Below are 25442 nucleotides of genomic sequence, written 5' to 3'. Positions count from 1 at the left end.
AGTCGTGGCCTTGGCTGTCTGTTCCGCAGTGGCTGAAGCAATCCCGCTCGCTGCTCGAAATGCCACGTGCAATGCGGGCTCCGCCTCGTGAGGTTCACGCGGTGACAGCGGACCCAATATGGCAGAAGCCTCGAAACTTCGGCGCGGGAAAACGCGTGCAGGCAATGGCCCGGTCATTTGTGTTGTGCAACGTGAACGACTTCCTACCCCCGGTGGTGACGTTGGGTACCTCGACAACGACTCTCACGCCGCGGGCTAACCACTCCTCGGTAGCCCCTTGAAGTTGACGCTGTATCGAAGCTTCGGCGATCACATGCCAAAACCTCGGATAACCGCGGGCGGCGGCCCGCCGGTTTCTTCCCAAACGAGTGCCAACCATTGCTTCGCGGAATTTCGTTCCAACTGACCGCGAACTGGCCAGTGTCCTGCGAGAGCGAGCCATGTGAGGGCCATGACGGTGTCGCCGTGGCCCTCCCGCAAGGGGACTGAGGTCAAGCCGCTTTTTGCTGCTCGGCCGCCCTATCGTTTACTCCACCCTCGCCTAGCGACGTCAGGGCCTCGTCAGTGGCCCTCTCCTCCTCAAGCGTGGCGTTGAGAAGCTCGACGATGTCATCCTTGCCCAGCGACGTCGCCCAAGCGATGAGTGTGCCATAGCGCGCAATCTCATAGTGCTCAACCGCCTGCGCGGCAGCGACAAGGCCGGCGTCAAGCGAGGTCGTGCCTTTATATTCGTCCAGGATTTCGGATCCTTCCTCGATGATGCCGTCGATGGCCGGGCAGATCTTGCCGCGCGCAGCGACCCCGAGGATATCGAACACCTCCTCAAGACGCTCAACTTGGCCCTCAGTCTCCGCAAGGTGTTTTTCGAAGGCGGCAGACACCTGCGCGTCGTCCGCACCCTTGGCCATCTTTGGCAAGGCTTTTAGTATCTTCTTTTCGGCGTAGTAGATGTCCTTAAGACCGTCGAGGAACAGATCCTCGAGGCCCTTCGTGCTGGCACTGGCTTTGTTGGTGGCTGCCATCTGACAATCTCCTTTGGTTGAATTACCCCTTCGGGTGCTAATCCAACTCGGATCTTCATGGCGGGTTCCTCCGAAACTCAGGTGTGATTGATTTTCTTTTTTAGCCTCGGAAATCTATTCAAATGCGCCGGGAAAAAGAGCGAGCTTTGGCGCTCGGCTCGCTTTCTTGCCGCTAACGAATGGTCCTGTTTGCTGCTATGGCTTCGAAGGCCTGGCTGTGAGCCAAGCGAGCTTGAGAATATCGGCGGAGACAAACACAATCCCCTCGTGCACGGGATTATCTTCAGTGAAGCAAGCCGTACGGTCCGATTTGGCCGCGCACGATCCGGTAGCTGAGTTGTCGCGGGTCAGCCGGCCATGTGAACAGGCGCTCGGCGCAGTGGCCGTCCACCCGAATGGCATGAGGCACCATCACATCTGCGGCTCCGTGGACGCACCCGGCCCGCTTGGTTAGACGAGCATGCTTGAAGATCCGGATACGGTGAGCCAGCGCGCAGACCACATCAGCACCGGCCAACCGGTGTGGCCAGAGTTGAACTCGATCGCGTGCGGAACCTTTTCGAGCGCAATGCTTTACGCATCCGATGTCACGCAGCGTACTAGCAATCGCAAAAACCACCCTGTGCCGTCTGCTGGCTCCGGTGTTGCTCGCCGGTCTAGCTGGCTGCTCTTCATCCGATTCTGGAGGTAAGCAGGTCCAGACCGCGAAGTCGGCGGCCAATTCAGCGATCATGATCATCGACAATTGGACCGCCGGCGCCGCGCCTTCCCACTATGCAGCAGCCACGTTGCGGGCATTAGCCGACATGCTAGCTGACTGCGATCGTCAACTACAAAGGGAGAACGTTTCGGATACTTTCAAGCAATCAGCGCGGCAGCTCGCAGCTGCAGCCGCGCGGGCCGAGGACGCCGTCAACACCGGCAACCAAGCGCAAGTGGGGCCAGCCCGCCAGGATCTTCGGACTGCCCTTGCCAAGTTCGTTGTGGCGAATGCCGCAGACCAAGCGACAAATCCATGAAAAAATTACTGGAAATTTCACTTGGCGTTGTCACCAGTGTTGGCGGTTTCCTTGAGGTCGGATCGTTGGCGACGGCAGCTCAAGCCGGTGCATTGTTCCACTTTCAACTGGTCTGGGCCATTCTCCTCGGCACTATCTGCATCATTTTCCTTGTTGAGATGGCCGGCCGCTTCGCCGCCGTCAGCAAGCATACTATAGCCGATGGCATTCGGGAGCGCTTCGGCTTCAATGCATTCGTATGGCCTTTGATCGGCACACTCCTGCTCAATTTCCTGGTGCTGTCTGCCGAGATCGGTGGGGCCTCCATTGCTGGCGAACTCGCAACCGGTATTGGTTTCCGGTTGTGGGCGCTGCCGGTAGCCTTAATTGCGTGGCTCTTGCTGTGGAAAGGCACTTTTGGCCTGATCGAGAAAGGCGTTTCGCTATTGGGGCTGATTACGCTTTGCTTCGTCGTAGCCGCGGTAATCCTCAAACCTGAGTGGACACGGGTCGCCGCTGGTTCGGTGCCCACACTGCCACACCACGACATATCAACTTACTGGTTCATGGCGGTAAGCATTCTGGGTGCTTCCATCTCACCATACCTCTTCATGTTCTATTCGGCGGGAGCGATCGAGGACAAATGGGACAAGAGTTATCTCGGCACCAATCGCGCCATTGCCGGGCTCGGTATGAGTTTCGGCGGAACGATCTCGATAAGCGTGCTTATCGTGGCGGCGTTGGTGCTTGGGGGGAACGGTATTACCCAGGTAGACGATTACCACCAATTGCCTTTGATGCTGACGCCAGTGTTCGGTTTCTGGGGCTTTGCGCTGTTCGTTGCGTCGCTCGGCATTGCCTGCTTCGGCGCCACGGTCGAAATCGCCCTCCAGCAGGGATACCTCGTGGCGCAGGGGTTCGGGTGGAGATGGGGCGAGGACCGCAAGCCTCGCGACGATCCTGGCTTCGCCATGGTTTATACCTTCACGCTCTTCGCGGCGGCCATACCGATCGCACTCGGCCTTGATCCGCTGAAACTTACCATCTTCACAATGGCCCTTACGGCCGCCAGCCTGCCCCTGACTGTGGTGCCATTCCTATTCCTGCTCAATGATGAGGCTTATATGGGCGAACATCGCAACGGCGTGATCTCCAACGCTGCCGTGCTTTTTATTATCGCGCTTGGCTTCATTCTCGCGGTTGTGACCATTCCGCTTCAAATATTTGGAGGCAGTTAATGCATGTCATACGCGACGTTTTGGATAAGCAGATTGTCGACCGCAATCACGTCAAGATCGGCAAGGTGGACGGGGTGGTAGCCCGACTAAGACAAGGCAAACCCCCAAGGATCGTTGCCGTCGAGATCGGCTCGATCGCACTGGCGCGCCGCTTGGGACGGGTCCCCGGACGCTGGATGGCCATTCTGGCTACCAAGCTGGGTGGCGACCGCCACGCCAACCCTCATAGGGTGGCATGGAGCAAGGTTCGCACCATCGGCCTGGAAATCGAGTTAGATATCGACGCGCGCGAGACTGCCATCTTGGACTGGCAGGTCTGGCTGCGCGACCACATCGTCCGAAGGATTCCGGGAGCTTGACGATGGCAACCATAAACCTCGACCAACTGGCCGGCCGGCGCATCTTCTCGAAGGAGGGTCGCTGCATTGGCCACTTGGAAGAGATCGTCGCCGACGCAGATGGCAACGAACTTATCGTCGCTGAGTACCATGTCGGTATATTCGCGGCGTTCGAGCGTCTGTCCGCCTCGTCAATCGGAACGGCCCTCCTCGACCTCGGCCGGCTGCGCCATCGCAAAGGGATTTATCGGATCCCGTGGGACAAACTAGACATTTCCGACCCGACGCGTCCGACCCTGCGCTGCTCAACGCAGGAGCTTGCGGCGCTGCAATCCAGCGCCTCAGTCAAACGCTGAGACTGGCCTAGAATCTCCGCGTTGAACACAGGCGCCCCTGGGATGGGGCCGCTTTTGTGCAGCGGGATACCTGGTGAATGATCGTTGGCGGGTATGCTTCCTTAGGACAGGATTGGCCTCCACGCGACTTCCGTCACGTGCTCGTCAGAGCTGCGACCTAAGCCAGGCTGCAAACCAGTCCGTGATCCGATCTCGCAATGGGCGGGCTTGCCATTCCTCCAGGCTGATCTGTCTGGATCGGCGGAGATCTTGGTCGAACAGATCGATTTGGGTCCTTGCGAAATCCTTGCCATAGACGTTCATCATGGCTTCATCGTTCAGTCGCAACGATCGCTCGTCCAGGTTGGCTGAGCCGAAGCTCGCCCACGCATCGTCAACTATCAGCAGTTTGGGATGGTACATGGTGGGCTGAAACTCAAAAATTCGGACGCCGGCTTTGAGCAACGTGCCCCAGAAGTAGCGCGAGGCCTTCCGGGTCAGTGGCACGTCGGTCAGCGAATTTGGCACAATGACATCAACCAACACGCCTCGCTTCCTGACCTCCAGGATTTGCTGAAGCGCAATGTCGTCCGGCACGAAATATGCCATGCCGATACGCAAGTGGTCGTGAGCTGCGGCCATTGCCGCCAACATCATAAGTTCCATGTCCGCAGAGCCATTCGGCTGTGAAGACAGGATCAGTTGGGCGTCAAGCGCTCCGGCCGGCACAGGAGGAGGATAGAACCTGTCACCCTGCAATGTCTCCCCGGTCGTTTCTAACCAGTTTTGTGCAAATGCGCTCTGGAAAGCCGACACCGCTGGTCCTTCAATGCGGTAGTGCGTGTCACGCCATTCATCGGGGCTGCGCGCATCGCCCCGCCAGTTATCCGCAATTCCGACGCCCCCGGTGAAGGCGACGCGCCCGTCCACGATCAGCAGCCTGCGGTGCGTTCGATTGTTTACGCGGTCAATCGTGTACCAGTGTACGGGTCGATAGCGCTCGAACGTTACGCCGGCGTTTGTCATGATGTGGATCAGGTCTTCATCGAACGGGAAACTGCCGACCCAGTCGACCAGGACTCTGACCTCAACGCCTTCCATCGCCTTCGCAGCTAGTGCCGTGGCGAACCCGTGGCCGACATCACCCGACCAGTAAATATATGTCTCCATATCAATGGTCGAATGAGCCCTTCGAATCGCTTGCAGCATTGAGGGAAAGATCTCGTCCCCGTTGACGAGGGTCTGCACGGCATTGGTTCTGAACATTTGCGCTTGCGAGAAACTGCTCAGGGTCCTGGCGAATTGCGGGTCTGACGAATCGAAGCGGTGTGGCACAATCGATCGCAAGACGCGGGGCTCGGGGATGAGATATATCGCCAGCAAGGTGAGCAAGCTTGCGATGGCGGCAATGGCAATATAGATCAGCTTGTCCAAACGGCCCGCTCTGACGGCTGCAGGCGAAGCTATGAACGCTAGAGGCCGCACGGTGGTCCCTGTTTCGTCTCGATCTATGCACCGCAATGATGGAAGAGTTCCCGCCCGGATTGAGGTGTGACACGCTTGCGCTCGAGTAACTTTCCATCACCAAAACTCAGGACCGCGGCGTAGGTTCCGGGCATCGCCAGCGATCATAAAGCACATGCGACAGGGGTATTTGATGTAGATGGACCCCCGGGTCGGGCGGCCCCTGCCTGGCGGCCGATTTCTGGCGCTTCCGATCCACCAGAGAAGGTTCGTGGTTGGAGACGTCGCAGCTGGCTTATGAAAGAGCGTCCCCTCAATTAATCGACGTGCGAGTGTCTGGAAATTGTCTCACTCGATATCCCCGGCAAAGGGGCACAGCGATGTCGCTTTGTCGGGGCAGGTGTTGACGTCTCGGTTCTGACCAATTCCCTGGCCGCCACAGAACGTCGCCGCCGTCCACGGCGCTTACCCAAACTACCGCAAGCGCTGGTGAGGAAGCACGTCAAACTTTTCGAGCTTCAACCCTTCACGACAGGACCGGCTTCGTCGGCTCCTTCAATTTCGATCCGCGGTCAGTGTCTTTGAATTCGAAAATGGGCGTCCTATTCGAGGATGCGAGAGTGGTCGCTGAACTGCGGAGCCGATTCCACCGGAATCGAGCTATCGGCTCGAACTCAAACAGAATGTGCATTGGCACGGATACGACGAGGGCAAAATGCAGGGCTACATGAACCAGAACCCGGATTCTTTCGTCGTATCCTGGCGAGCTTGGTCCGTTACCTTCCTATTGAATTTCAGCTTTTGCCCGCAGCACAAGATTGCAACGCGGGCAGGTGGTCGGGGTCCCACCTGACAGTGCCGGCGGACGTCGGCGGCAGATACGGCATTCGGATTTCACCCGGCGAGTTTTTCGTTGACCGTGCGCCCAACTTTCTAGCGTCATTGATCTTGGACATGCGAACAGTCTCGATGGTCACATTCACAATAGTTCAGCTCTAAATCGTTCGTTCCGCCATGGAGCGGTTAACGAGCGCGTTGGAAAAGCCCCAGAAGCGGGCCTTTGCTTCCGTAGACGGGATCCTTGCGTGGACGGCCAACCTTGGGAATTGTCTCCAGCGCGTCCTCATGTTGGTCGGCAGTCGTGCATTCGTCGTATGTTCCAAAAGGCGGATACGCACCGACGACCAGGAAATCGCCGGATGCAGATAGGCATTGGTGACCGGTGCCAGCCGGAAGTACCGCAACGTCGCCCGCCTTCAGCGACAGCGTACGGCCCTTTTTGCCGCCAAATTGTACCTTGGCGGCGCCGCGTGCGACGCCCAGCACCTCGTGAATCTGCGAGTGGTAGTGAACGTAGGTGTAGATGCCATTGCGCCAGCTGCCGTCCCAGCCATTGACTCCGAACAACGCTTCCATGACGGCGGCCGGATCGAATTCGTCGGGCAGGCGTACTGCGCCCCGGTAGACGACCAGCGGCCAAGCCGGGTGATTGGGCACAAGGCCATCATCCTTGAATCGGAAGGCATTTGCTTTGCGCCGTCTGACGAGACCGGCGAGATCTTTCTTCCCGGGTCTCGCAACACCGGTGATCTTCTCGACGGCTCTCTTCGCGTTCTCCAGAATGCTCATGCCGAAGCCTCGCGTTGGTACTAGCCGCGCCTGAGCCCTAGTAGTTGAGCTTCGGATACCAATCGGTTCCGCGTCCGCCAGGGGTAAGGTCAAGGATCGACCAGAGTGACGCGATGTCTGGAGCGTCTCGGGGATCCTGGCCGGGGTCGGCCATCTCCGCCGTCATCTCACTGGCCCAGAAAAGCCGTACCCGCTCATCGTCGCGCCTGAACACGACCAGGGCTGGGTTTTCGCTGCCATCGGCGTTGATCAGCTTGAGGTCATTGGCGTAGTCGTCGCCGACTGTCTGGACGAAATCCAAATCGCGCCACCCACGTTCCTGTGCGAATGCGATCTGCCGCTCGACCGGACTGCGTCCAAGAATTTTCAGGCCGACGCGCTGCTTGATGTCAGCGGCATTTCCATTCACCGCACCCAGCCAGTTCGTGCACATGGGACACGGGCGCGCGCGCTGCGGCCCGAACATCCAAAAATAGGTTACCACTGTGTCCTTGTCGCCGAAAAGCTCAAGCAGTCCGAGATCGGCGCCGTTCGCATCCTTGAAACGATAATTCTTCTCGATGACCGGTCCATCAGGCAGGCTTCTGCGCTGCTCGGCAACGCGGGTCATATGCCGACGGAATTCGATCTCGTCCTTCAACAACGACTGTCGAGCCTTTTGGTATTCATCGCTAGCGCCAGGAAAAGGTGTCCGGGCTTTTCTCGCCAGTGCGTCGGCAGGCGTGAGATTGCCGCTATCCATGATAGATCTCCAATATGTGCGCCGCGAGTGCAAGATGATTGCAATTTTGGGCGGGGAGCAAAAAAGTCAACGACGCACCCTGTCTCAGATCGACGGTATCCAATGCAGCTTCAGCGGGGGCCATCGGCAGTTCCGACTAGCGTTCAGTTGTGGATCCAGACTTTGTGCGGCGCGCCTTTTCGGGGATCAGTTTCCATCCATTGGCGGGGAGGCCGCGGATGAACTCCTCCAGATAACGAAGCACCTCAAACAAAACGACCAGGATCATGATTGTGGCAATGTAGGCCACCGGCAGGGCTCGGGCTTCCAGCGTCCCACGTCGGCATCGTCCTCGGCGTCCGCCAGACCCGCCTCTGCAAAAAAGCAGCTGAACAAGGCGCGCAACAGAGGTCACGCGGACAGATAGCCAGGGACAGGATGCCGCCACGGCGGTGCCCCGGTCCAGGCCGGAAATTTAGCCGCAGGATTATTCGTTTGCGCTAGGAACTGGTTGCTGTTGGCGGAGTTCAATTCACGACAACAGGAGTGAAAAATCGTGAACACACCAACCAACGACCTCAGCGAATCTTCAAGCGACCTGGAACGGATTCACACTTCCGATGCCGACAAGGCAGGCACCAGCAAGGAAGCACTCGGCAAGTTGAAGTCGAGCGCAGCCGAAACAGCAGGGCATCTCAAAACCGCTGCCGCGTCAGTTTCGACTGACGCGAAGAATTATGCCGGTTCGGTGGCATCCGATGCTGCTGGAGCGTTCAAAGAAGCGGTGGAAACAAACAAGACCGCTGGCGCCGACGCGATCGCCAACATAGCCCACTCGGTTAAGGAAGCCGCCGACGGCATCGAGAAGCAAGCGCCGCAGGTTGCTGGCATGGTTCGCAGCGCAGCCGAAGGCGTGGAACGGATTTCGTCGGATATCAGGGATCGCAACGTGGGAGAATTGCTCGATTCCGTGACGAAATTCGCGCAGCGACAACCGGCTGCCTTTTTCGGCGTAGGCATCCTGGCCGGCGTTGTGCTGACCCGGATCATGCGAAGCTCCGACCGATCCTGAGATAAGGGCATTCAAATGGATGATGGTTTCGATCGCCGACCTTTGGGGAGCGTGTTCAGCGAAGGTCTGAGCCATTTCGCTTCGCTGATGCGCTTCGACCTTCGTCTTCTCCAGGCGGAGATGAAGGTCAAGACGTCGACGATCGTCTCGTCGGGCGCATGCGGAATCGCGGCATTAGCACTCTTTGTCCTGGCGGCGTTCGCAATGGTCCAGTTCCTGATCCTCGCGATGATCCATGTCGGGGTAAATCCGATGGTCGCTTGTCTGGCGGTCGGCGTTTTGCTGGGGGTCGGCGGAGTGCTGTTGCTCTATCTTGCCAAGAGAGCGCTGGTGGGATGGACCATCACTCCGGTCGAGACCGTCAACCAGGTCCGCACCGATATCGCAGCACTAAAACAGGGGATGCGTTTTGGCTCAACCCAGTGAAGAGATGCGAGAGATCATGCTGCAAAGCCGAGTAGAACGGCAGGCCTTGTTTGAGCCTGTCAGCGAAATAACCCGGCGACTGCAGCCCCGAAATCTGGTCGATGCGTCGACCCGATACGCGAAGCGGAAGGTTGCGAAGGCGCTTGGCGGTGTGTCCGATGCGGTGAAGGATAATGGCGGCGCCGCCGCAGCGGTCGCGTTGGGCGCAGTTGCGGTGTTTGACGCCGGCAGGCGAAGTGCCCGCGGCCTAGCAAGCGCGGATCGTGACGCTGTCGACCTGGTTGCCGGCACCACGCATTCGGACGCAGCGTCAATTCGATACGAAGCCCATACGCCCAAGGCGATCACAAACTCAATGCGTGCGAAGGTGCTTGCTGGATCTGCAGGAGGCCTGTTGCTTGGCCACATTATCGGCAAGGCCTTCGAGCCCACAGCAAAAGAGCGCGCCCTGTTCGGCAAGGCTGGAGCTGACGTTCAGGATGCCGCGGACAAGTTTATCGCTGAACATGCGCGCGGTGCGAAATTGGCCGCCGCACAAGCGTTCGGATTTGCCAGATACGCCGCTGCATTCCTGTCTGTATTGACGGCAGCCAGCGACTATCTCGGCCGCGCGGATGAAGACGACGATCAGCCAAATCGCTGATCGGCGGTGGCGAAGGGCTGTTCATCGCTGTTTGAAGGAATTCCCCTGCAGATTGTTGGAATCAACATTGGACCTGCGGCTGCGCCCTCCGGCCCGCCTCTGGTTCGAGTGGTGTTTGAGGGCGGGGAATCTGTCGCCGTGGAAATGGCGCGAGGCGAAGACGCCGACGGCGCGCTCGGCGCAATCGACCGTGCAAAAGCCCTGCTTGTCCAGACCGCAGCGTTCGAGATGCGTGTCAACGGGGACGACATGTCGTCTGCGGAAAGCGACGATGTCCACTCGGGGGAGAGCCGTGTTTACACGTTCGAATATCGCGATGGGGAGCAGGCTCGCCAGGTCAACCCCGCCGAAATGCCAAGTTTTGAGGCCGCTCGTGCCGAAGCGATCCGCTGCGCAATCGACATCGCTAGTAGATCTGAAGCCCGGCGCTGACAATCTGACCGATGGCTGGTACGCGTCGCGACCAGGCCGGCAACGAGCTTTGCGCGATCGACGTTGCCGAGGCTCAAGCCGCCCGGCAGACCAATGGCAACACGTCGCTTTGACCTGGCAGTTGTGGGCCGGGACCTGAGGGGCTGGCCATGCGCTGGATCGGTTCGCTGGTGGCCGCGCAATGGCGGCGGCGATTGTCCGGCTCTGCGTCTCGAACCACGCGCATTTTGTTCGCCCGTCACCTCTTTGGGAGGCGACGGGCTGAAGTAGCAACGTGCTCAGTCGTAGACCTTGACGATTTTGCGGGTGCCCGGATCCACGAGAACCGTGCGGTTGTCGATCACGACGTAACGGTATTGGACGTTCGGCACTTCGTGAAGCTCGACCGTATCAGGCAGAGCCGTGCCGACGTTGAGTTCCACACCGGGAAGCTTCACCGAAGCGAGAGGCTGTTTCTTCACATACTCACGGATAACCGTGTCTTGCTCGGGCTGGATGATGATATCTTCTGCAGCAGCGACGCCGATGCCTGCGAGAAGCAGCAGCGCGGCTGCGGTGCCAGTAAGATAGATTTTCATGATTTTCTCCTTTGTTAGGTCCGCACGGACGACCCTCGTCGTCGGCCTGGCCAATCCAACTTTGTCGTCTTGCAAATGTTCCCAGGCACAGGCTTCGGTCGGGCTGACGCAGGACCAAGGTCTGACTGCAAGACGCAATGGTCTTGCGGATTATGCTGCCCGGAACAGCCACTGCCTGCGCTCGTTGTTTGATGCAGATTGCAGGAGGAATGATTGGAATATCCCTTGGCTGACGATCTCAACATCTGCTTGGCCCATTGCTGCGCTGAGAGGATTCTACTGCAGCGGAAAATGGCGATCGAACTCTCTGTCCTGACTGATGAGCGTGGAGTGAACTAATGTTTGACAAAGAAGTCCGGTTCCTGGAGGCAGGCTTACTCGCGGCAGTGCCAATTTGCGTCGCCCTCGCTGCCCTCATGGCCTTGTTGACCGTGGCAAGGACGTGAACCGCATCCTTTTCTTGGCGGCCGATTTCCTATCGCGGCCACCGGGTTTCTACGTCTTGATGATAGCCATGGTGGCGTGTACCGCTCTGGTGCCGTTTGGCATGACAAATGCAGTTACCTATGCGCTTTCAGTAGCGGCTATCGTGATCACGGGCATCGTCCTCATTCAGGGCTATCGAGACACAGCCGCCATCCACGCCAAACTCGATGAGATCATCGTTTCACTGGAGGAAACCAGAAACGATGTCGTCGGATTGGAGCACGCCGAGCCGGAGGAGATCCGGGAAAAGCTTATCGTGCTCGAAGAAGAAGCGGCAGATCGAGGACAGCGATCATGAGCGTTTCTGGCCCCGCAGACGACGTGGCCATGTCCGTCGACCCGCTCACGGCATCTGATCAGAGGAAGTGCCAAGCGTCTGGCCGAAGATGGGGGCGGGCGTGTTGCGCCTGTTCCATCTGAAGAGAAGTCCTTTCGTTTCTTCTTCCTGTCAAGGGAACCCGACCTCGACCCGATCAGGCTCGCAAACTCGTCGATAGCATTGAAGGAGACGGTGCCGCGTTGGTGGACGCCGCAGGCCGAATGAAAATCAAGCCCCATGACTGACGAAGGCGACATGCCTGATCTGATTTTCGCTTGCTGGCAGCCTGTGTCGGGGGATCAAAAAACCCGGTCGCGCATTTAAGTAATGGCTAATAATGGCCTAAGGAGGAATCAATGAAAAAGACACTTCTTATTTTGAGTCTACTTATCCCGCTCGCAGCATGTTCGCGCACCGAACAGGGCGCTGCCGTCGGCGGATTGGGCGGCGCAGCAGTGGGCGCCGCCGTGGCAGGCGACCCCGTGAAAGGCGCAGTTGTTGGCGGCGCAGTTGGCGCGATAGCCGGGGCGGTCATTGGGCACGCCAGCGAAGCCGGCCAGTGCAGATACCGCGATAGGTATGGAAGAGTTTACGTCGCTCGGTGCCCGGACGGCTACTGATTTAGAGGCGCGTGGTCCTCTACGATCACGCGCCTTTTTCCAAGGCAGATGATCAAATGGCATTTACAAAAAACGCGGCTGGTTATCCGGAACGTTGTAGCTGCTGCGCGACAAACTTCGAACTTGCGACCGCGAGTCCAGCCGCGCCTGTTGAAGCCCAAACGATTGCCGAGCATTTCTTGTCCCGGGCTTTATCGGTGCATGCATTTTGATTGCGGTGGCCGAATGATTAGAGGACGTCGCAGTCCCATGGCTATCCGAGCCCGCAAATTTTGAAGGGAGTGCGAAAATCCTGCAGTAGTCCCAACCGGAACATCGGAAGTGCTAGTGCATTTGCTAGAGAACGCCAATTCAACTGGGACTCGAAATGCGTCGCGCGTTGATAAATGCATGGAGCATGGTGCGGGACAGCGTCGTGGGCTTTGTCGACGACAATGCTCTTAGCCATGGCGCGGCAATTGCTTTTTACGCCACGACATCGTTGGCGCCAATTCTGCTCATCGTGGTGGCAATCGCAGGTCTCGCATTCGGTCATGAAGCCGCGCAATTAGCTTTGTCTTCCCAGATCACAGGCCTGATGGGTGCAGAGAGCGCAAATCTTCTTCAAACTGCACTAGAGAGCGCGTCCGGAAAATCATCCGGCACCTGGGCGGCGGTGATTGGCATCATCACCTTGCTCGTGACCGCTTCCGGGGTCTTTGGCGAAATGCAGCAGTCGTTGAACGCAATATGGAAGGTCGAAGCGCAAGGCAGTTCGTTGTCGCGCCTGGTGCGCGCACGTGCAGCAAGTCTGGGATTGGTCGCTGCACTTGGCTTCATGTTGCTCGTCTCTCTCGTGGCAAGCGCGGCGATTTCGGCCCTAGGCAACGTCATCAACGCACAGTTGCCGTTCGGCACAATCGTGCTAGGCGTAATCAACGCGGTCGTTTCGTTTGTCCTGATCGCCGCCATGTTCGCCGCTATCTTCAAGATCTTGCCTGATCGAACGCTGGAATGGCGCGATGTCGGGATTGGCGCGGTTGTGACAGCTGCCCTGTTCACGCTCGGGAAATCGCTTATCGGTTGGTATATCGGCTCCAGCGCGATCGCGTCCTCATATGGAGCTGCCGGTGGGCTGCTCGTCATCCTGCTGTGGGTTTACTACTCGGCGGAAATTTTTCTTTTTGGTGCGGAAATCACTCGGGCCTATTCCGTTCGACACGGCAGCAGGTCCGATCTGCACACGGTGGTTCACAGTGCTTTGCCTGCAAGACAGGTCATCGGATTTCAGGCAGAGCAAAAGTCTAACCCTGCTGGACTTGTCGTGCTGTTTGCGGTGGCATGCGCGAGCGCAATACTGACCACCTTGATGTTGGGTCTTCGCCGCTGACCACGTCTGGAAGGCGCTGATCGCCTTGGCGAAGCTCTCACCAAGGTGGCGGAGATCAGGCATGGCAAGAAGCGGTGCGGTCCAAGAGAATTTGTGCCTTCAGAAAGGCTGGGCTGAAACCCTTGCGGTGTCGGATGAAAATTGCGCCTGGTTGACGACAGCCAGATCCTGCTTCGCCGCTTCGGCTGCGCCACAAGCGAGGAGGAATGCCGCCGCGACAACAAGGAGCCTGATCATCGAGTTCACTCCGGATGGGACCTGCCTATATGACGCGGCGCGGCGTAACCTCGTACCGGTCCTCACATCTCAGTCGGATAGCTTGGTCGCCCCCGGACAGCGCCGCAAGGATACCAACATTAGATCGCGGCTCGCGGAACTTTTGTGAAGCTGAGCCCTTCCTCCATTTGAACCGTGGAGAAGACCAAAATGGCAAATCTGGGAAGATTGGCGATCGCGATGCTTGGGGTCCTGGCATACCAGAATCGCGACAAGATCGGCGATATGATCCGTAGGGCGGGAGATCGTAATCCAAGCGCTCCGCAAGGCGCGATTCTGGATCAGATATCGAAAGGCGTGTCGGGGACAGCCCTCGGCGACATCCTCGACCGATTCAGAGGGGCAGGGGCAGGATCGAAGGTCGACTCTTGGGTTGGTACCGGGCCGAACCAGCCTATCCAGCCAAGCGACGTGGAGGCGGCCATAGACGAAGACACACTCACTTCGCTCTCGATGCAGACGGGTCTTTCACGCGAGGACCTCATCAGCAGGATTACGCGAGATCTGCCCGAAGCAGTCAACAAGATGACGCCAGATGGTAAATTGCCCGCTGGGCCGACGCGAGAACCGGGTGAGACGACCCTGCTTGATGACGTGCCCACGCGTAGGCCACAAGCTAAGAATTCAACCGGCCAAGACGATGTCTAGAGCCACAGCTCTAGACCGGGGCGATTTGATAAATCGCACACGCCCGGCCGCTGAGACGAGCCGGGAGGGCCATCGCGATTCTGAGGTGACAAGAGCAATTGTCGAGTTGGATTTATTGGCCGCGTTGCTTGATTCCCGCTGGCGCATTCCAGGAACATCAATTCGTTTTGGACTGGATGCCTTGGTGGGTCTGGTGCCCGTACTCGGAGATGTGGCGACGGGCCTAGTCTCGGCATATATCGTGGTGCGAGCCCGAAACAGCGGTGCTGGAAATGGCTTGGTCGCCCGCATGTTAGGGAACGTGCTGCTTGATACGGTAGGGGGAAGCGTTCCTATTCTCGGTTCAATCTTCGATATCTATTTTAAAGCCAACAACCGCAACATCCGACTGCTTCGTCATCACCTCCAGAGGTAGGCCGATGCTGGCAGCCGGCCGGTAAAGCGGAGTGAGCTCGGTTCTATTTGTTAAATGGGTGCAGCCGAGCGCCACTTCGTCGGTGGCTTGGCCGATCACCCTCGTAGCAACCAGTTCATTGATTTTCCATGCGTCTCTAGTGCGCCCCGCGCGCGATAGATAGGGGTGAGACCCGACCGTGACCGGGTCCGGGTACCAGCGGCCATTGCCGGGTTTTTGGTGGGGTGGTCTGGCCGGCGTGCGGACCGGTTTCGCCAAGGAGTTGCCTAATATTTGCGCGAAGTGACTGCGAGCTTATCGAACGCCCTGCAAGGGGCTGGACGCCGTACAGGCATGAGGTAGAGCACAGCGCAATCCGAAACAGAGGGTTGGCGGGCTTTCCTCCTTACGCCTTTCTCATCCGACGGCGCCACATTCTATTGTCGGTGACGAGACCACTATCATCGTCAGGGCGGGCGAGCGATGGAGTGCCTTCGATGGTGAAGACAATTCCGGCGTCCTCAAACGCACGGCGCATGGCCGCGATGTTATGGGGACGCGGTTTCCTAACGCCGTTCTCAAAATCGCTGATCGTCATTTCGCTAAGATTGGCCTTTGCGGCAAGTCGGACTCGCGACCAGTTCAGTAGGGATCGTGCTGCTCTTAATTGATCTGCTGAGAGTAGATTGCGGCTGTCCATAAGCACTCAAACATTCAATATGGCTAATATGTTCCCTTGACCTTTCTGCGGCGATCTGAAGCCTATAAGCTGCGCGACTTATGCCGATCTGCCAGACCTTCGGCGGTGAAGTGCAAGACCACGAGCTTATTGAGCGGCCTGGCCAAGGCTGGGCGCCGTGGGCAAAGGGTCGGGCGACCAGTGGGCGGCGCGCGCGCTGCATTTCCCTCAGATCAACGTCTCGACGTGGTTCTTAGGTCAAGCCGGCCCACTGGCAACCGCTGCCTGAAGTCTACAGGCTGGCCCGTGAGGCAGAGAATCATCGGGCCGGGTGGAGGCGCACGGGCTATACCGTACTGAACAACGGCCAAGGAGTGAACCGGCGTTGACGCTTTAGCTAGGAAGGCGGCCACCGGTCGTGACAGCCGCCTCGATTTTCAGACGTGGTGCGTGCTCAGCTTCCTGGAAGGCGCAGGCTCAATGCCGTCCTCCATGAGAATGTCCTTCTTGCGAGCGAACGCTATGAAGATACCTCGTGCAGTCTCCGGATCGACATCGCCAATCAGCGCGGCTTTGCAAGCGCGAATAGCAGCTTTCTGCTCCGGGCTGTTGCCACACCACTCCGCTGCGAATTGATAGGCATCTGCGACCGTGTTGAGCTGACGGGGAAAGCCGAGCCCCACCCACACCCGGACTGGCTTTTCGAAAGGCTTCGACAGCATCACAACCTCCTATCAGGCCGTCACTCCTCCGCCTTGGCGACCTTTGCCTGTCATCCACGGCATCGTCATGGGCATTTCCTCAAGGATTCTGGCTGCTTTCGCAAACCCGCTGAACGCGTCTCTGGCTGCGGACAGCGGATAGTCGCTGTCGAAAGCCCGTTGGCAGGCGCGCAATGCAGTCTGGTGAATGGGGCCGCGCCTGTCCTTCGGCCACTCATAGAGAAATTCTAAAGCGTCCTCGAGACACGCGATTTCCTGGACAAAGTTGTTACCGCTTTTGACGAAGACGGCGTTCTGAAACATCCGATCGTTCATAGGGTCCTCCAAGTCGAACGAACAATTGAGAGTTTTGTTTTTTTGGCGCGGTCCAAGCCAACCGCGCTCACGCGATAGAGGCGCCAGTAGCTGTAAAGAGATCATCTCCGTTTCTTCGCAGTCGGAGCCTCCCAGCAGAGGCCGGGAGGCGGGCCGCAGTTCAAAGTTACAGATCGACGAGGTTACGCGGCTTTACGCGCGCGGTCGGGGTCTTGCGTGATCTGAGCGGCGGCCGCCGGCGTGTCACCCACGCCGATGCTGATGCGGCGCGGCTTCAGCTCTTCGGGAATCTCACGGACAATGTCGATCGTGAGGAGACCATTCTCCAAGGTGGCTGCCTTGATCTTCATGTGGTCGGCCAACCTGAACGATTGCCTGAAGCTGCGATAGGCAAGGCCCTGATGGAGAAGCTGGCGCCCGCTCTGGTCATCAGCTTTCTGACCAACCACGATTATTTCGGGGCCATGCTGGGTCAATTCCACCTCGTCCTGGCTGAAGCCGGCGATGGCCATGGCGATGCGGTAGTCGTTCTCGCCGACCTTCTCGATGTTGTAGGGAGGCCAGTCCGGGCGCGTGCCGCTGTCGAGCATGTCGAAAAGGCGGTCGAAACCGACGGTGGTCCGATAAAGGGTATCAAAGGTTCTCATAGCCACATTCTCCTTGAAGCAACATGGGTACAAGGGCGCCGCCCCATGCGGCGCCGCCATTTTTGCCGAGCCTATGGCCTTGGCGGAAATCGAATTAGGAATCGTCCCAAATGAGTTCAAGAGCATCTCGAAATTTTTTTGGCGGCTGCGCTTGGCATCTAGGGAAAGCGCCGAGGTTCTCTACCAACCCGCATCTTTAACGTTCGTTGACTCGCGCTGGTTGATTCCGGCTACTCCAGACCAATTGCCCGCCGGTTCCGCCGGCGGGCTTTTTAAAGTGGCCGGAACCTCCTTCCAGTGAGACAGTTTGGCTGTACCAGCGCGTTCTTCAGCGGTCCGTGTTGGCGACCGAAGTTCCCCAAACATCATGGTGAGGCCCGCGCTGCCTTATCCGTCCGCGCGGGCCATTCCGATTTTCCTTGATCCTGCATTACCTTGAATCGGCATTAGAGGGATCCGGCTTTGTTTGCCGGTCGGTTGGCGGCTGAAGCGGGCCCGCCCTGCAAGCGGCCCCGACGGAACGGCATTTGCGAGCCGTCGAAGGATTAGCGGAACCTAATTTGCTGCCGCAACTTAATCTCACGTGAACGAACAACCTGACCGTAAGAAACTTGTACCCGACCCTCAGCCAAGCCGGGAGGTGAGCAAGGGGGTATTGGTGGCGGCCGGGGCGCTGTTTCTTGTCTCCTTCGTTCTGGCCGCTTTTTGGTTCCTTCAATGAGCAAGCGCGGAATCGACTTCCTAGAAAAATGGATGGCGGAGCATCTGCCGAACGCCTTCACCGACGATCCCGCGGCAATTACAGACCTTACCGATCAGGCCATTAAGGCGGCGGACAAAGAAGGCATCAGCCTGGAAGAGATCAGCGAAGAAGTCGGCAGCGTGTTCGACGTCATTTTCGATGCGATGCAGAACCGCTCGATATGATTTCGAAAGAACTCGCTCTGTTTAAGTACCGCGCGGCTCAGGCGTGACAGCATCACGACCAGCCTCACAGATCCCGCCGCAGAAAGCAGGCTGAGCGTGTTTGGAGGCCGCGCCCATCGGCAAGAAACGCGACCGGCTCGGCCTTCGCCGGAAGTTCAACCGGCACTTCTGCGCTCGATGATCCGGCGAAAATGTCTCCGTTCTTCACCGACGCCGGCATGAAGACCATGAAGTCGGAAGCGGATGCAAAAGCCGCGTGGACGGCCATGAGTGCGGACGACCGGGCCGCAATCCTGAAGGAGTGTGCCGACGCCGGCGGCGGGCTTTTTTGCATCTGAGCGGAACTCCCTTTTGCGAGGTTGAGCCCGATGCGGCAGGTCCCTGTCCCTGATCAAGGGCTGGTTTGATTGTTCGGGACACGCTTTAGTACAGGAAGCGCGGTTATCGCGATCGGGCGTATCAACGCCAGCGACGCGGCCCGCGAATCTGCCGCCAAACTACAGTCGCATGCCAGCCGGAACAGTTACGTTCCAGGCCTGTTGTCGGGAATGTACTGTTCCCCATCAAGTGCTCCCCAAACTGGCCCGCTGCTACCTCTCTGGCGCGGGCTTTTTGCGGTTACAGACCCAGCCAACAAGCACTTGGAGCCTGGGAAACCGACAAACCGGCCCGGACACCCATGGGCCCGCTGCATCCCAGGATCGGCGGGCTTTTTTGCATCCAAAGGGGAACAGCACGAGGTCCGCGAAGTTGATCAGTTGCGGCGGTGCGACGTCATACTCCTCCCGCTGCCGACCGGTCCGCAAGACGGTCGGGCCCGCGCTCGCCTGATAACTGGCGCGGGCCGCTTGCCCTCACGGTTGCCTCAACCACTTGGATAGCACGTCGCGTAAACCGTTGATTCAACCATTGCTGGTATCTAGGGTGAGTGTGGGAGCGGCTCCGACAGTGCGGCTTGGGTTGGGGCTGTCGGAGCCGCCTGCGCAGCCGGGGTAGGTTTGACCGCGCCGTCCTATTTTGGGACAGTGCGGTCAACGATCCGTTAAAATTTTCTGGAACTAATAAAGCGCGCGCTAATTGGATCGCCGGCTGGGGGCTGGTGTGCTTGTCGATCCATTTGATGCCGACCCTTATGGAGAAACACCAGAGGGAAGCAACTGGACTTGCGAGGTCAAGTCCGACGGCTACCGATCGCAGATAGTGATCGACGGGGACGGCAACTGGATACAGGTGCCCAGGCAGGTGAGGCAGCCCCGACCATGTCGCGCTGCCGGTAGCGTCTGGGGCACGGGCCGGCGTCACGATGCGCGGGACGCTTCAGCGCGCAGGACAGCGGCCAGTGGACAGCGTTGGCGGCTCCCTCCGTTCCCTAAACGTGCAAGACACGTTCTTAAGCCTAAAAAACGCGCGTCTGGCGATGCTTCCCAGCGCCGCTGACACCATCAGTCCGCCGCGTGCCCCCACGCGACGGACCTCTGATGGGAGCGGCTACATCCTTAAGGAATCGACCGCTTGTAGGTTGTATTGTGAACTGCCGGGATCGCGTTAGCCTATGGTGTGATCGCGGAAGCCCAAGGACATCGACGACCAGTGCGGGTCGAGGAGATCACGCTGGAGCCGAAGAGGTACGGTAATGGCCGAGCCGCGGGCAGCCGACGGTATCGCGCCCCAAATTGCCAGCCACTTTGCCCCCCGTGGCATAGCTGGAAAAGCAACTGGCGCTGTATTTTGCCAGTGCTTGTGCATATAGCCTATTTCCTCTCCAACGACTTATAGCCCCATCGCTTAGAAATATGGTGTGAAGTATTTTGAGCAGGTCTCATTTCCGCCCCGAGATTCAGGGGCTTCGTGCAATCGCAGTGTGCTTCGTAGCTGTTTTCCACGTCTGGCCGTTCTTGGTGCCAGGCGGTTACGTCGGCGTTGATGTGTTCTTTGTCATTTCCGGATATCTCATCACGGGCGTTTTGCTGCGTGAGGGGGAGAGAACGGGGAAAATAGACCTGCTCGCCTTTTATGTACGCCGCGCACGACGGCTTCTACCCGCAGCTCTGCTCGTGCTCTTACTCGTGGGTCTGTTAACTCCACTTTGGCTCCCTTCGGCTCTTTGGAGGGATGGGACGAACGAATTGGCGTTCAGCGCCTTCCAGTTGGAAAATTGGCGTCTCGCGGCGAAGGCAGTCGATTATCTGGCTGCGACCAGCGCCCCAAGCCCGGTCCAGCATTACTGGTCATTGTCCATCGAGGAGCAGTTCTACGTCGTTTGGCCAGGATTGATTATCGCTGCGTTGTGGCTGTCACACGTGTTTCGCGTGTCCTGGCGAACGTTGCTGGTCGCCCTGTTTGGCGCCATCTTTGTTGCATCACTTGCCGGGCCTCGGTATGGCTCACACTCACGGATCCCGCGCCAGCCTATTTCGTCACCTATACCCGCATCTGGGAGTTGGCCCTTGGCGGCCTGTTGGCCCTCTGCTCGCCGTTGTCGGGCGAAAGAGCGCTCGGCGAACGGACGCGGCGCCTGCTTGGTCTGGTCGGCATCGCTTCAATCCTCGCGGCCGCCTTCCTGTTTTCTGCCAAGACACCTTTTCCCGGCTATGCCGCGCTGTTGCCGACCGTAGCGGCCGCGTTGGTCATCGTCTCGGGACAAAGCCAATCCTCGTTCAGCGCCTTTTCTCTGCTTAAGACGCGGCCGTTCCAGTTCTTCGGCGACATCTCCTACTCGCTGTATCTCTGGCACTGGCCGATAGTCGTCTTTTTCACACAGCAAACAGGCGAAGCGATCGGTCTGTTGGGTGGCCTGGCTATTCTTGCCGCAAGTGTTGGTCTGGCCGCTGTTTCGAAGATTCATGTTGAGGACCGTTTCCGTTTCCGGCAATCGTCAGCACCGTCACGTTTCCGGCTCGTCGGGTTGGCCGCCGTTTTTGCTCCCGTCCCGCTAGTGCCACTGGTCGCCTTCTGCGCGGTCTCTATGGAGATTGCGCGACAGCAAGCACTGATCTCCCGCAATCCAGACGATTATCCAGGCGCCAGAGCATTGTTCGCCAACGCACCCGTGCCGAAAGTGGAGGCCTATTCTCCGTCCTTGCCAACGATTAAGAGGGACCTGCCAACAAGGGAAGGCTGCCGACCGCCCTCCGACGGAGTGGAGCCTCTCGGTTGCCAGTTTGGCGACCCAAACGGGGGACTTAAGGTCTTTCTGGTTGGGGATTCGCATGCTGAACAGTGGGTGCCAGCCTTTGAGAGGACAGCATCGGATCGTGGCTGGAATGCGAAAAGCTTTACCAAGCCTGGCTGCCCGCTATTTCCGACCATGATCCTGTATGGGGATACCGATCGTCCTTTTCCGGATTGCCTGAGTTGGGGGCAGTACGTGATGCGAATTATTCAACAGCAAAAGCCGGACATCGTCATTCTGGGGCAGAGAGACAATCTGCGTGCCTATCCCGACGACGGGAAGCAGTTCCCTGTCAGCGGTACGCTGATACAACTGTGGCGCAAAATCGAGGCGCTGGGCTCCAAGGTAGTCGTCATCGCCGACACCCCATATTGGGGACTGAAGCCCGAACTTTGCTTGGCTCGAGACCGGCACTGCTCCACTCCGTACAAATCCGTCGCAGGGTCCGACCCTCTTGTCGTCGCGCAGCGCCGCTATCCACATGTGGCACTCGTCAACTTCAACGACATCGTGTGCCCCGGCGGCAATTGCCCAGCGGTTATCGGCAACGTCTTTGTTTGGCGTGACACTGATCACCTGACGGCTACCTATTCACGCTCTATGGCCAACGTTTTCGGCCGGCGCATCGACGCTGCAATTGCAGTAAATTAGATCAGCGGCAGAAGCCCGAAGACCCTTCGCGAGCTTTAACCTTGGGTGACCATTGGCGGTAGGTTGTTTACGCGGCAGCACCAATGCTGGCCAATGTTGCGCAAGACCGCCCCGAACCGGCAAAGTCAGACTCGCACACGCGATGGTCGCAGTGTCGCCGCCCTGTGAACGCACGCTGCCAGTCGGCACAGCTTCTGTGCCCTCCATGGGTTGACAATCGCGCCTCAAGCGCCATGCTGCAGTGCAACATGGCTAGCTACGAAACCAGCATCACGGATATCAGGTCGTCGCGCATCGAATGCCTTGACGGGCTTCGCGCTCTCGCGGCGATCTGGGTGCTGGTCGGGCACTGCCTGCTGTTGACCGGCTGGCAAATTCCGATCGTCGGCGAGCCGGATCTTGGCGTCGACCTCTTCATCATGCTGTCCGGCTTCCTGATGGTGTTCCACTATCAGCTGCGCCAGGACAAGGAGCCCTGGCAAAGGCCGGAAACCTGGCTGAAATTCTGGACGCGCCGCTATTTCCGGATCGCGCCGCTATTCTACGTCATGCTTTTCCTGGCGCTGGCGCTCGGCCCCTATCTCTACGATTGCCGGATCATCATCGACGACTTCCTGTCGCGATCGCACCAGGCGCCCGAACGCTATCTCGACGGCGGCCTGAAGAACATCGTTGCTCATCTCACCTTCCTGTTCGGACTGGTGCCGAATCTCGCCTATCGCACGCCGCTGCCCGACTGGAGCCTGGGGCTGGAAATGCAGTTTTACGCCGTGTTCCCGGCCGTCATGTTGCTGGTGCGCAGGCTGGACTGGATCAGGAGCGCCCTCGTGGTCGCGGCGCTTGGCTGCGCCATCGTGTTTGCGATGCGGCTGTTGTCGATCCATTTTCCGATGCCGTCCTTTCTGCCGCTGAAGATGCAGATTTTCCTGTGCGGGATGCTGCTGGCTGGCATCGTGCATCAGAGCCGTCCGCGGCCGATCCTCTACCTGGCACTGGCGCTGCTGTTGGCAGCGCTGCCCTTTGGCGGCGACTACGGGCTGGGCAAGCTTCTGGTGCGCGAGGCGCTGGTGGCGGGCTTCTTTGCGCTGGTTCTCTACCGCATGCTGCCTGGAAAGGCGGGAACGCTGGCGCGGGCGATCGCCGTGACGCTCAGCAATCGGTTCTTCCATCTGATGGGCGAGCTTTCCTTCAGCATCTACCTGATCCATCTGCTGGTGCTGCAGCCCGTCGCGGCGTTCGTCATCAGCCAATACGGAAACGAACTGGCGGCGCCGCTGCGCTTCGCGATCGTCGTTGCCGTGGTGCTGCCGACGGTGACCCTGCTGTCCTGGATCACCTACAATCTGATCGAGGTCCCCGGCCAGAAGGCTGGCCGCTTCGTCGTCCAGCGCTTTGGCCGCAAGGGCGGCGCGGCGGCGCTGCAGAGGACGCCGGCGGAGTAGGGTGCGAAGCCAACCGGTCTCCTCGAACTGAATCCACCCTAGAACTGGGTCACGCGCTCTCGCCCGCGGCGAAGTGAAAGCCAATGCCGCAGCAGGGCCCGGATATTCTTGTCGTAGACATAATGCGCGAATGCCGAGACCGCGATGATCAAGGTGGATGTCGCCAGGATGAACGGCAGGCCGTGCTCGTTCCATGAAATATCGGTCACAGCTTCGACCGCGGCGTTCGAAAGGCGGATGAGCGGCGTGTGAAGGACATAGATGGCGTAGGAGATGTTGCCGGAGAAGAGCGCAATCCAGCGCCAGAAACCGGAAAGCCGCAAGCGTGATGCCACGAGAACGAGCCAGGGCCAGATCAGGACGATAACCACCAGACTGTACAACTGGACATGTTCGGCGGGATCGAAGCACATCAGCGCTCCGCATAGGGCCAGCAGGAACAGCATGTAGAGATTGCCGTCCCGGCTGTCCCCGGTCGCATACCGGTTGAGAAAGACCCCCAGAAAGAACGAGAAGGCGATCCGGGCGGGAGCCGCGATCGTGTTGTCCCAGTAGGCGCCGCCGCCAAGCACGACACCATGCCAGGCCATCAGCACCAGGGCCAGCAAGCCGACGGCGACGATGACGGCCAGCGAACGTGCAACCAGCCTTGTCGCCAACGCTGCAAAAAAGGCATTGGCGACGAGTTCATAAAACAGCGACCATGCCGGGCCATCGAGCGGGAAAAGCAGGTCGGGAGCCGTCGAGAGCGTCGGCGGCGTAGGTAGGAAAAGAACGGAAAACCCAAGGGTTGCGAGCAAATCCAGCCGCGAATACGCACCAATCCCTTGTGTTGCGATGATTGCCCCGACGCCGATCATGGCCAGGCCGAGTGCGGCGAAGTAGAGGGGGTAGAGCCTGAGAAGACGGGTCTCCGCGAAGCCCCAGAATGACATGCCTTTTCGGAACTTGTCGTCGTAGGCGTGGGCGATCACGAAGCCACTCAGCAGAAAAAACAGGTCCACGGCGAGGAACCCTGAAGGCGCCAGGTCATATTGCCGGCCCGTGTATTCGCTGAAGTGGCCGAGCATCACCAACACAGCAGCAATGCCCCTAAGTCCATGCAGGGCGTCGAAGTGGGCCGTCCTTGAATCTCGCGTCTCGGTCATCCCGTTTCCGCCAGTTTTACTTTGCCTATCTACGCATCGATTGCTGCGATGCACAAGAAAGTTTTGCGACGCACACTCAACTGGGCAGGACGGTGAAATGGTGCTGGTCGATTGGTCGATCTTGCAGCAGACCGTCGGCGACCGCAGCCGACCGATCGTAGGAGGCGTAGCTGGCGGTGCTGAAAAAGTGGCACGGGGGAGGAGGAGTAGCTCTTTCCTTCTGCCCTTATAGAAGAAGGTGGATCGGCGCTCAGCGCCGAGACGAATCACAGGGTGTTCCAGCAGAATGGCGTGGCCTTCCGTGGAACACCCCTTATGCGTCGCTTTGCTGATGCCTTCGTTCGGTAGGGGAGAAGGTGTCAGTACCGGCGCTTCGCTCAATAATCGCCGTTGTAATACCGGTCGTCGCAGGGTGCCGTGTAAATCCGGCCGTAGCGGTCCTGGTAGCGGCAGAGCTGTTCGCCGCGCCGCTGTGGCGTGGTCGACTGGCCGATGACGGCACCCAGCAGGGCGCCGCCGGCCGCACCGATAACCGTGCTCTTGGTGTTGCCACCCAGCGCCTGGCCGGCAAGCGCGCCGACGCCGCCGCCGACGAGCGCGCCGGTGGTCGCCCGCTGCTGCTGTTCGGTCTGGGTCGCGCAGCCTGCCAGCGCGGCAGTCATGAGCACGGCGGCAATGGCTTTCTTGATGATCATCCTGGAACTCCTTTGAAGCCCCAAACGCGGATTGGA

31 protein-coding genes and 1 pseudogene are annotated in these 25442 nt (G+C 58.8%); 19 read left to right on the top strand and 13 right to left on the bottom strand.

Annotated features, from left to right (window positions below):
* Window positions 1–491 precede the first annotated feature (491 nt).
* On the bottom strand, window positions 492–1022 hold the full coding sequence (locus FJV77_RS07565) for a ferritin-like domain-containing protein (protein WP_142866213.1): 531 nt from the start codon (window positions 1020–1022) through the stop codon (window positions 492–494).
* Between the two features lie 731 nt (window positions 1023–1753).
* On the opposite strand from FJV77_RS07565, the gene FJV77_RS07560 reads away from it, so the two are divergent.
* Genes FJV77_RS07560 through FJV77_RS07545 form a run of 4 tightly spaced genes read left to right on the top strand, consistent with a single transcriptional unit; the run spans window position 1754 to window position 3952 of the window.
* Window positions 1754–2041 carry a hypothetical protein gene (locus FJV77_RS07560; RefSeq protein ID WP_142866212.1) on the top strand — a complete coding sequence of 96 codons (288 nt, stop codon included), beginning with the start codon at window positions 1754–1756 and terminating at the stop codon, window positions 2039–2041.
* A complete protein-coding gene (locus FJV77_RS07555; protein ID WP_142866211.1) occupies window positions 2038–3258 on the top strand; it encodes a divalent metal cation transporter in 1221 nt (406 codons plus the stop codon). Before FJV77_RS07560 ends, FJV77_RS07555 begins: the two co-directional genes overlap by 4 nt.
* Window positions 3258–3617, top strand: a complete 360-nt coding sequence (locus FJV77_RS07550; RefSeq protein WP_142866210.1) for a hypothetical protein — start codon at window positions 3258–3260, stop codon at window positions 3615–3617. Before FJV77_RS07555 ends, FJV77_RS07550 begins: the two co-directional genes overlap by 1 nt.
* A gap of 2 nt (window positions 3618–3619) precedes the next feature.
* Window positions 3620–3952, top strand: coding sequence for a hypothetical protein (locus FJV77_RS07545; protein WP_142866209.1), 333 nt, complete (start codon window positions 3620–3622; stop codon window positions 3950–3952).
* 144 nt (window positions 3953–4096) lie between these two features.
* On the opposite strand, the gene FJV77_RS07540 is transcribed toward FJV77_RS07545, so the two are convergent.
* Window positions 4097–5365: a phospholipase D-like domain-containing protein gene (locus tag FJV77_RS07540; RefSeq protein ID WP_246691167.1), complete on the bottom strand. Its 1269-nt coding sequence runs from the start codon at window positions 5363–5365 to the stop codon at window positions 4097–4099.
* 605 nt (window positions 5366–5970) lie between these two features.
* Here FJV77_RS07540 and FJV77_RS32815 point away from each other — a divergent pair.
* A complete protein-coding gene (locus FJV77_RS32815; protein WP_246691166.1) occupies window positions 5971–6126 on the top strand; it encodes a hypothetical protein in 156 nt (51 codons plus the stop codon).
* A gap of 292 nt (window positions 6127–6418) precedes the next feature.
* Here FJV77_RS32815 and FJV77_RS07530 read toward each other — a convergent pair whose 3' ends face one another.
* On the bottom strand, window positions 6419–7024 hold the full coding sequence (locus FJV77_RS07530; protein ID WP_142866207.1) for a cupin domain-containing protein: 606 nt from the start codon (window positions 7022–7024) through the stop codon (window positions 6419–6421).
* A gap of 37 nt (window positions 7025–7061) precedes the next feature.
* Entirely contained in the window at window positions 7062–7766 is a 705-nt protein-coding gene (locus tag FJV77_RS07525; RefSeq protein WP_142866206.1) for a DUF899 family protein, read from the bottom strand.
* Window positions 7767–8301: 535 nt separating this feature from the next.
* On the opposite strand from FJV77_RS07525, the gene FJV77_RS07520 reads away from it, so the two are divergent.
* The 4 genes from FJV77_RS07520 to FJV77_RS07505 are packed head-to-tail and all read left to right on the top strand — an operon-like array spanning window position 8302 to window position 10318.
* Window positions 8302–8817: a hypothetical protein gene (locus FJV77_RS07520; RefSeq protein ID WP_246691165.1), complete on the top strand. Its 516-nt coding sequence runs from the start codon at window positions 8302–8304 to the stop codon at window positions 8815–8817.
* 15 nt (window positions 8818–8832) lie between these two features.
* Entirely contained in the window at window positions 8833–9243 is a 411-nt protein-coding gene (locus tag FJV77_RS07515; protein ID WP_142866205.1) for a phage holin family protein, read from the top strand.
* Window positions 9227–9886 carry a hypothetical protein gene (locus FJV77_RS07510; protein ID WP_142866204.1) on the top strand — a complete coding sequence of 220 codons (660 nt, stop codon included), beginning with the start codon at window positions 9227–9229 and terminating at the stop codon, window positions 9884–9886. The genes FJV77_RS07515 and FJV77_RS07510 overlap by 17 nt, the downstream gene beginning before the upstream one ends.
* 6 nt (window positions 9887–9892) lie before the next feature.
* Complete coding sequence (locus FJV77_RS07505) at window positions 9893–10318, top strand: hypothetical protein (protein WP_142866203.1); 426 nt, start codon at window positions 9893–9895, stop codon at window positions 10316–10318.
* Between the two features lie 278 nt (window positions 10319–10596).
* Here FJV77_RS07505 and FJV77_RS07500 read toward each other — a convergent pair whose 3' ends face one another.
* Window positions 10597–10896, bottom strand: a complete 300-nt coding sequence (locus FJV77_RS07500) for a DUF1236 domain-containing protein (RefSeq protein WP_142866202.1) — start codon at window positions 10894–10896, stop codon at window positions 10597–10599.
* A 442-nt stretch (window positions 10897–11338) separates the two neighbouring features.
* Here FJV77_RS07500 and FJV77_RS07495 point away from each other — a divergent pair, with 442 nt between their 5' ends.
* The 3 genes from FJV77_RS07495 (at window position 11339) to FJV77_RS07485 (ending at window position 13690) form a co-directional block, all read left to right on the top strand.
* A complete protein-coding gene (locus tag FJV77_RS07495; RefSeq protein ID WP_142866201.1) occupies window positions 11339–11680 on the top strand; it encodes a low affinity iron permease family protein in 342 nt (113 codons plus the stop codon).
* 377 nt (window positions 11681–12057) lie between these two features.
* Window positions 12058–12321 carry a YMGG-like glycine zipper-containing protein gene (locus FJV77_RS07490; protein ID WP_112564442.1) on the top strand — a complete coding sequence of 88 codons (264 nt, stop codon included), beginning with the start codon at window positions 12058–12060 and terminating at the stop codon, window positions 12319–12321.
* A gap of 415 nt (window positions 12322–12736) precedes the next feature.
* Window positions 12737–13690: a YihY/virulence factor BrkB family protein gene (locus tag FJV77_RS07485; RefSeq protein WP_348643814.1), complete on the top strand. Its 954-nt coding sequence runs from the start codon at window positions 12737–12739 to the stop codon at window positions 13688–13690.
* A gap of 99 nt (window positions 13691–13789) precedes the next feature.
* Here the strand turns inward: FJV77_RS07485 and FJV77_RS32255 are convergent, their stop codons facing one another.
* On the bottom strand, window positions 13790–13927 hold the full coding sequence (locus FJV77_RS32255) for a hypothetical protein (RefSeq protein ID WP_185970223.1): 138 nt from the start codon (window positions 13925–13927) through the stop codon (window positions 13790–13792).
* Window positions 13928–14116: 189 nt separating this feature from the next.
* Here FJV77_RS32255 and FJV77_RS07480 point away from each other — a divergent pair, with 189 nt between their 5' ends.
* Window positions 14117–14614 (top strand): YidB family protein, encoded by a 498-nt coding sequence (locus FJV77_RS07480; RefSeq protein ID WP_142866199.1) that lies wholly within the window; start codon window positions 14117–14119, stop codon window positions 14612–14614.
* Complete coding sequence (locus tag FJV77_RS07475) at window positions 14502–15029, top strand: DUF4112 domain-containing protein (protein ID WP_348643813.1); 528 nt, start codon at window positions 14502–14504, stop codon at window positions 15027–15029. Before FJV77_RS07480 ends, FJV77_RS07475 begins: the two co-directional genes overlap by 113 nt.
* Here the strand turns inward: FJV77_RS07475 and FJV77_RS32250 are convergent.
* The 5 genes from FJV77_RS32250 to FJV77_RS07455 form a co-directional block, all read right to left on the bottom strand.
* Window positions 14958–15287, bottom strand: coding sequence for a hypothetical protein (locus tag FJV77_RS32250; protein WP_185970242.1), 330 nt, complete (start codon window positions 15285–15287; stop codon window positions 14958–14960). The two genes, FJV77_RS07475 and FJV77_RS32250, sit on opposite strands and share 72 nt — an antisense overlap.
* Window positions 15288–15414: 127 nt before the next feature.
* The gene (locus FJV77_RS07470; protein ID WP_142866197.1) at window positions 15415–15708 is read right to left on the bottom strand and encodes a helix-turn-helix transcriptional regulator; all 294 of its coding nucleotides are present in this window, start codon (window positions 15706–15708) and stop codon (window positions 15415–15417) included.
* A gap of 416 nt (window positions 15709–16124) precedes the next feature.
* Window positions 16125–16409, bottom strand: a complete 285-nt coding sequence (locus FJV77_RS07465) for a DUF982 domain-containing protein (protein ID WP_142866196.1) — start codon at window positions 16407–16409, stop codon at window positions 16125–16127.
* A 12-nt stretch (window positions 16410–16421) separates the two neighbouring features.
* A complete protein-coding gene (locus FJV77_RS07460) occupies window positions 16422–16724 on the bottom strand; it encodes a DUF982 domain-containing protein (RefSeq protein ID WP_142866195.1) in 303 nt (100 codons plus the stop codon).
* Window positions 16725–16906: 182 nt separating this feature from the next.
* Entirely contained in the window at window positions 16907–17371 is a 465-nt protein-coding gene (locus tag FJV77_RS07455) for an Hsp20 family protein (RefSeq protein ID WP_142866357.1), read from the bottom strand.
* 79 nt (window positions 17372–17450) lie between these two features.
* Between FJV77_RS07455 and FJV77_RS07450 the strand changes: the two genes are divergently transcribed.
* The 5 genes and pseudogenes from FJV77_RS07450 to FJV77_RS07430 all read left to right on the top strand — a co-directional run bounded on the left by FJV77_RS07450 (window position 17451) and on the right by FJV77_RS07430 (window position 23563).
* Window positions 17451–17672, top strand: a complete 222-nt coding sequence (locus FJV77_RS07450; protein WP_142866194.1) for a hypothetical protein — start codon at window positions 17451–17453, stop codon at window positions 17670–17672.
* 416 nt (window positions 17673–18088) lie between these two features.
* Window positions 18089–18298 (top strand): DUF768 domain-containing protein, encoded by a 210-nt coding sequence (locus tag FJV77_RS07445; protein ID WP_142866193.1) that lies wholly within the window; start codon window positions 18089–18091, stop codon window positions 18296–18298.
* A gap of 131 nt (window positions 18299–18429) precedes the next feature.
* Window positions 18430–18636, top strand: a pseudogene (locus FJV77_RS07440) (hypothetical protein); the annotation flags it as partial.
* Window positions 18637–20558: 1922 nt separating this feature from the next.
* Entirely contained in the window at window positions 20559–22121 is a 1563-nt protein-coding gene (locus tag FJV77_RS07435; protein WP_185970222.1) for an acyltransferase family protein, read from the top strand.
* A gap of 248 nt (window positions 22122–22369) precedes the next feature.
* Window positions 22370–23563: an acyltransferase gene (locus tag FJV77_RS07430; RefSeq protein ID WP_142866191.1), complete on the top strand. Its 1194-nt coding sequence runs from the start codon at window positions 22370–22372 to the stop codon at window positions 23561–23563.
* A 38-nt stretch (window positions 23564–23601) separates the two neighbouring features.
* On the opposite strand, the gene FJV77_RS07425 is transcribed toward FJV77_RS07430, so the two are convergent.
* Together FJV77_RS07425 and FJV77_RS07420 are read right to left on the bottom strand one after the other, a co-directional pair.
* Window positions 23602–24711, bottom strand: coding sequence for an acyltransferase (locus tag FJV77_RS07425; protein ID WP_142866190.1), 1110 nt, complete (start codon window positions 24709–24711; stop codon window positions 23602–23604).
* A 377-nt stretch (window positions 24712–25088) separates the two neighbouring features.
* Window positions 25089–25406 carry a YMGG-like glycine zipper-containing protein gene (locus tag FJV77_RS07420; RefSeq protein WP_142866189.1) on the bottom strand — a complete coding sequence of 106 codons (318 nt, stop codon included), beginning with the start codon at window positions 25404–25406 and terminating at the stop codon, window positions 25089–25091.
* Window positions 25407–25442: the final 36 nt, after the last annotated feature.

Source organism: Mesorhizobium sp. WSM4306 (genome assembly GCF_007003975.1).
In the GTDB taxonomy this organism is placed as follows: Bacteria; Pseudomonadota; Alphaproteobacteria; order Rhizobiales; family Rhizobiaceae; genus Mesorhizobium.
Note: the sequence above shows the minus strand (reverse complement) of the source record. Positions and strands in the feature narration are given on the sequence as shown.

Excerpts from the sequence above, each read along its gene's own strand:
- FJV77_RS07465 (WP_142866196.1), bottom strand. The coding sequence starts at position 16,409 with ATGCTGTCGAAGCCTTTCGAAAAGCCAGTCCGGGTGTGGGTGGGGCTC.
- FJV77_RS07565 (WP_142866213.1), bottom strand. The coding sequence starts at position 1,022 with ATGGCAGCCACCAACAAAGCCAGTGCCAGCACGAAGGGCCTCGAGGAT.
- FJV77_RS07550 (WP_142866210.1), top strand. The coding sequence starts at position 3,258 with ATGCATGTCATACGCGACGTTTTGGATAAGCAGATTGTCGACCGCAAT.
- FJV77_RS07500 (WP_142866202.1), bottom strand. The coding sequence starts at position 10,896 with ATGAAAATCTATCTTACTGGCACCGCAGCCGCGCTGCTGCTTCTCGCA.
- FJV77_RS07545 (WP_142866209.1), top strand. The coding sequence starts at position 3,620 with ATGGCAACCATAAACCTCGACCAACTGGCCGGCCGGCGCATCTTCTCG.
- FJV77_RS07560 (WP_142866212.1), top strand. The coding sequence starts at position 1,754 with ATGATCATCGACAATTGGACCGCCGGCGCCGCGCCTTCCCACTATGCA.
- FJV77_RS07425 (WP_142866190.1), bottom strand. The coding sequence starts at position 24,711 with ATGACCGAGACGCGAGATTCAAGGACGGCCCACTTCGACGCCCTGCAT.
- FJV77_RS07420 (WP_142866189.1), bottom strand. The coding sequence starts at position 25,406 with ATGATCATCAAGAAAGCCATTGCCGCCGTGCTCATGACTGCCGCGCTG.
- FJV77_RS07470 (WP_142866197.1), bottom strand. The coding sequence starts at position 15,708 with ATGGACAGCCGCAATCTACTCTCAGCAGATCAATTAAGAGCAGCACGA.
- FJV77_RS07430 (WP_142866191.1), top strand. The coding sequence starts at position 22,370 with ATGGCTAGCTACGAAACCAGCATCACGGATATCAGGTCGTCGCGCATC.
- FJV77_RS07475 (WP_348643813.1), top strand. The coding sequence starts at position 14,502 with ATGGTAAATTGCCCGCTGGGCCGACGCGAGAACCGGGTGAGACGACCC.
- FJV77_RS07455 (WP_142866357.1), bottom strand. The coding sequence starts at position 17,371 with ATGAGAACCTTTGATACCCTTTATCGGACCACCGTCGGTTTCGACCGC.
- FJV77_RS07480 (WP_142866199.1), top strand. The coding sequence starts at position 14,117 with ATGGCAAATCTGGGAAGATTGGCGATCGCGATGCTTGGGGTCCTGGCA.
- FJV77_RS07530 (WP_142866207.1), bottom strand. The coding sequence starts at position 7,024 with ATGAGCATTCTGGAGAACGCGAAGAGAGCCGTCGAGAAGATCACCGGT.
- FJV77_RS07525 (WP_142866206.1), bottom strand. The coding sequence starts at position 7,766 with ATGGATAGCGGCAATCTCACGCCTGCCGACGCACTGGCGAGAAAAGCC.
- FJV77_RS07515 (WP_142866205.1), top strand. The coding sequence starts at position 8,833 with ATGGATGATGGTTTCGATCGCCGACCTTTGGGGAGCGTGTTCAGCGAA.
- FJV77_RS32255 (WP_185970223.1), bottom strand. The coding sequence starts at position 13,927 with ATGATCAGGCTCCTTGTTGTCGCGGCGGCATTCCTCCTCGCTTGTGGC.
- FJV77_RS07445 (WP_142866193.1), top strand. The coding sequence starts at position 18,089 with ATGAGCAAGCGCGGAATCGACTTCCTAGAAAAATGGATGGCGGAGCAT.
- FJV77_RS07490 (WP_112564442.1), top strand. The coding sequence starts at position 12,058 with ATGAAAAAGACACTTCTTATTTTGAGTCTACTTATCCCGCTCGCAGCA.
- FJV77_RS07555 (WP_142866211.1), top strand. The coding sequence starts at position 2,038 with ATGAAAAAATTACTGGAAATTTCACTTGGCGTTGTCACCAGTGTTGGC.
- FJV77_RS07460 (WP_142866195.1), bottom strand. The coding sequence starts at position 16,724 with ATGAACGATCGGATGTTTCAGAACGCCGTCTTCGTCAAAAGCGGTAAC.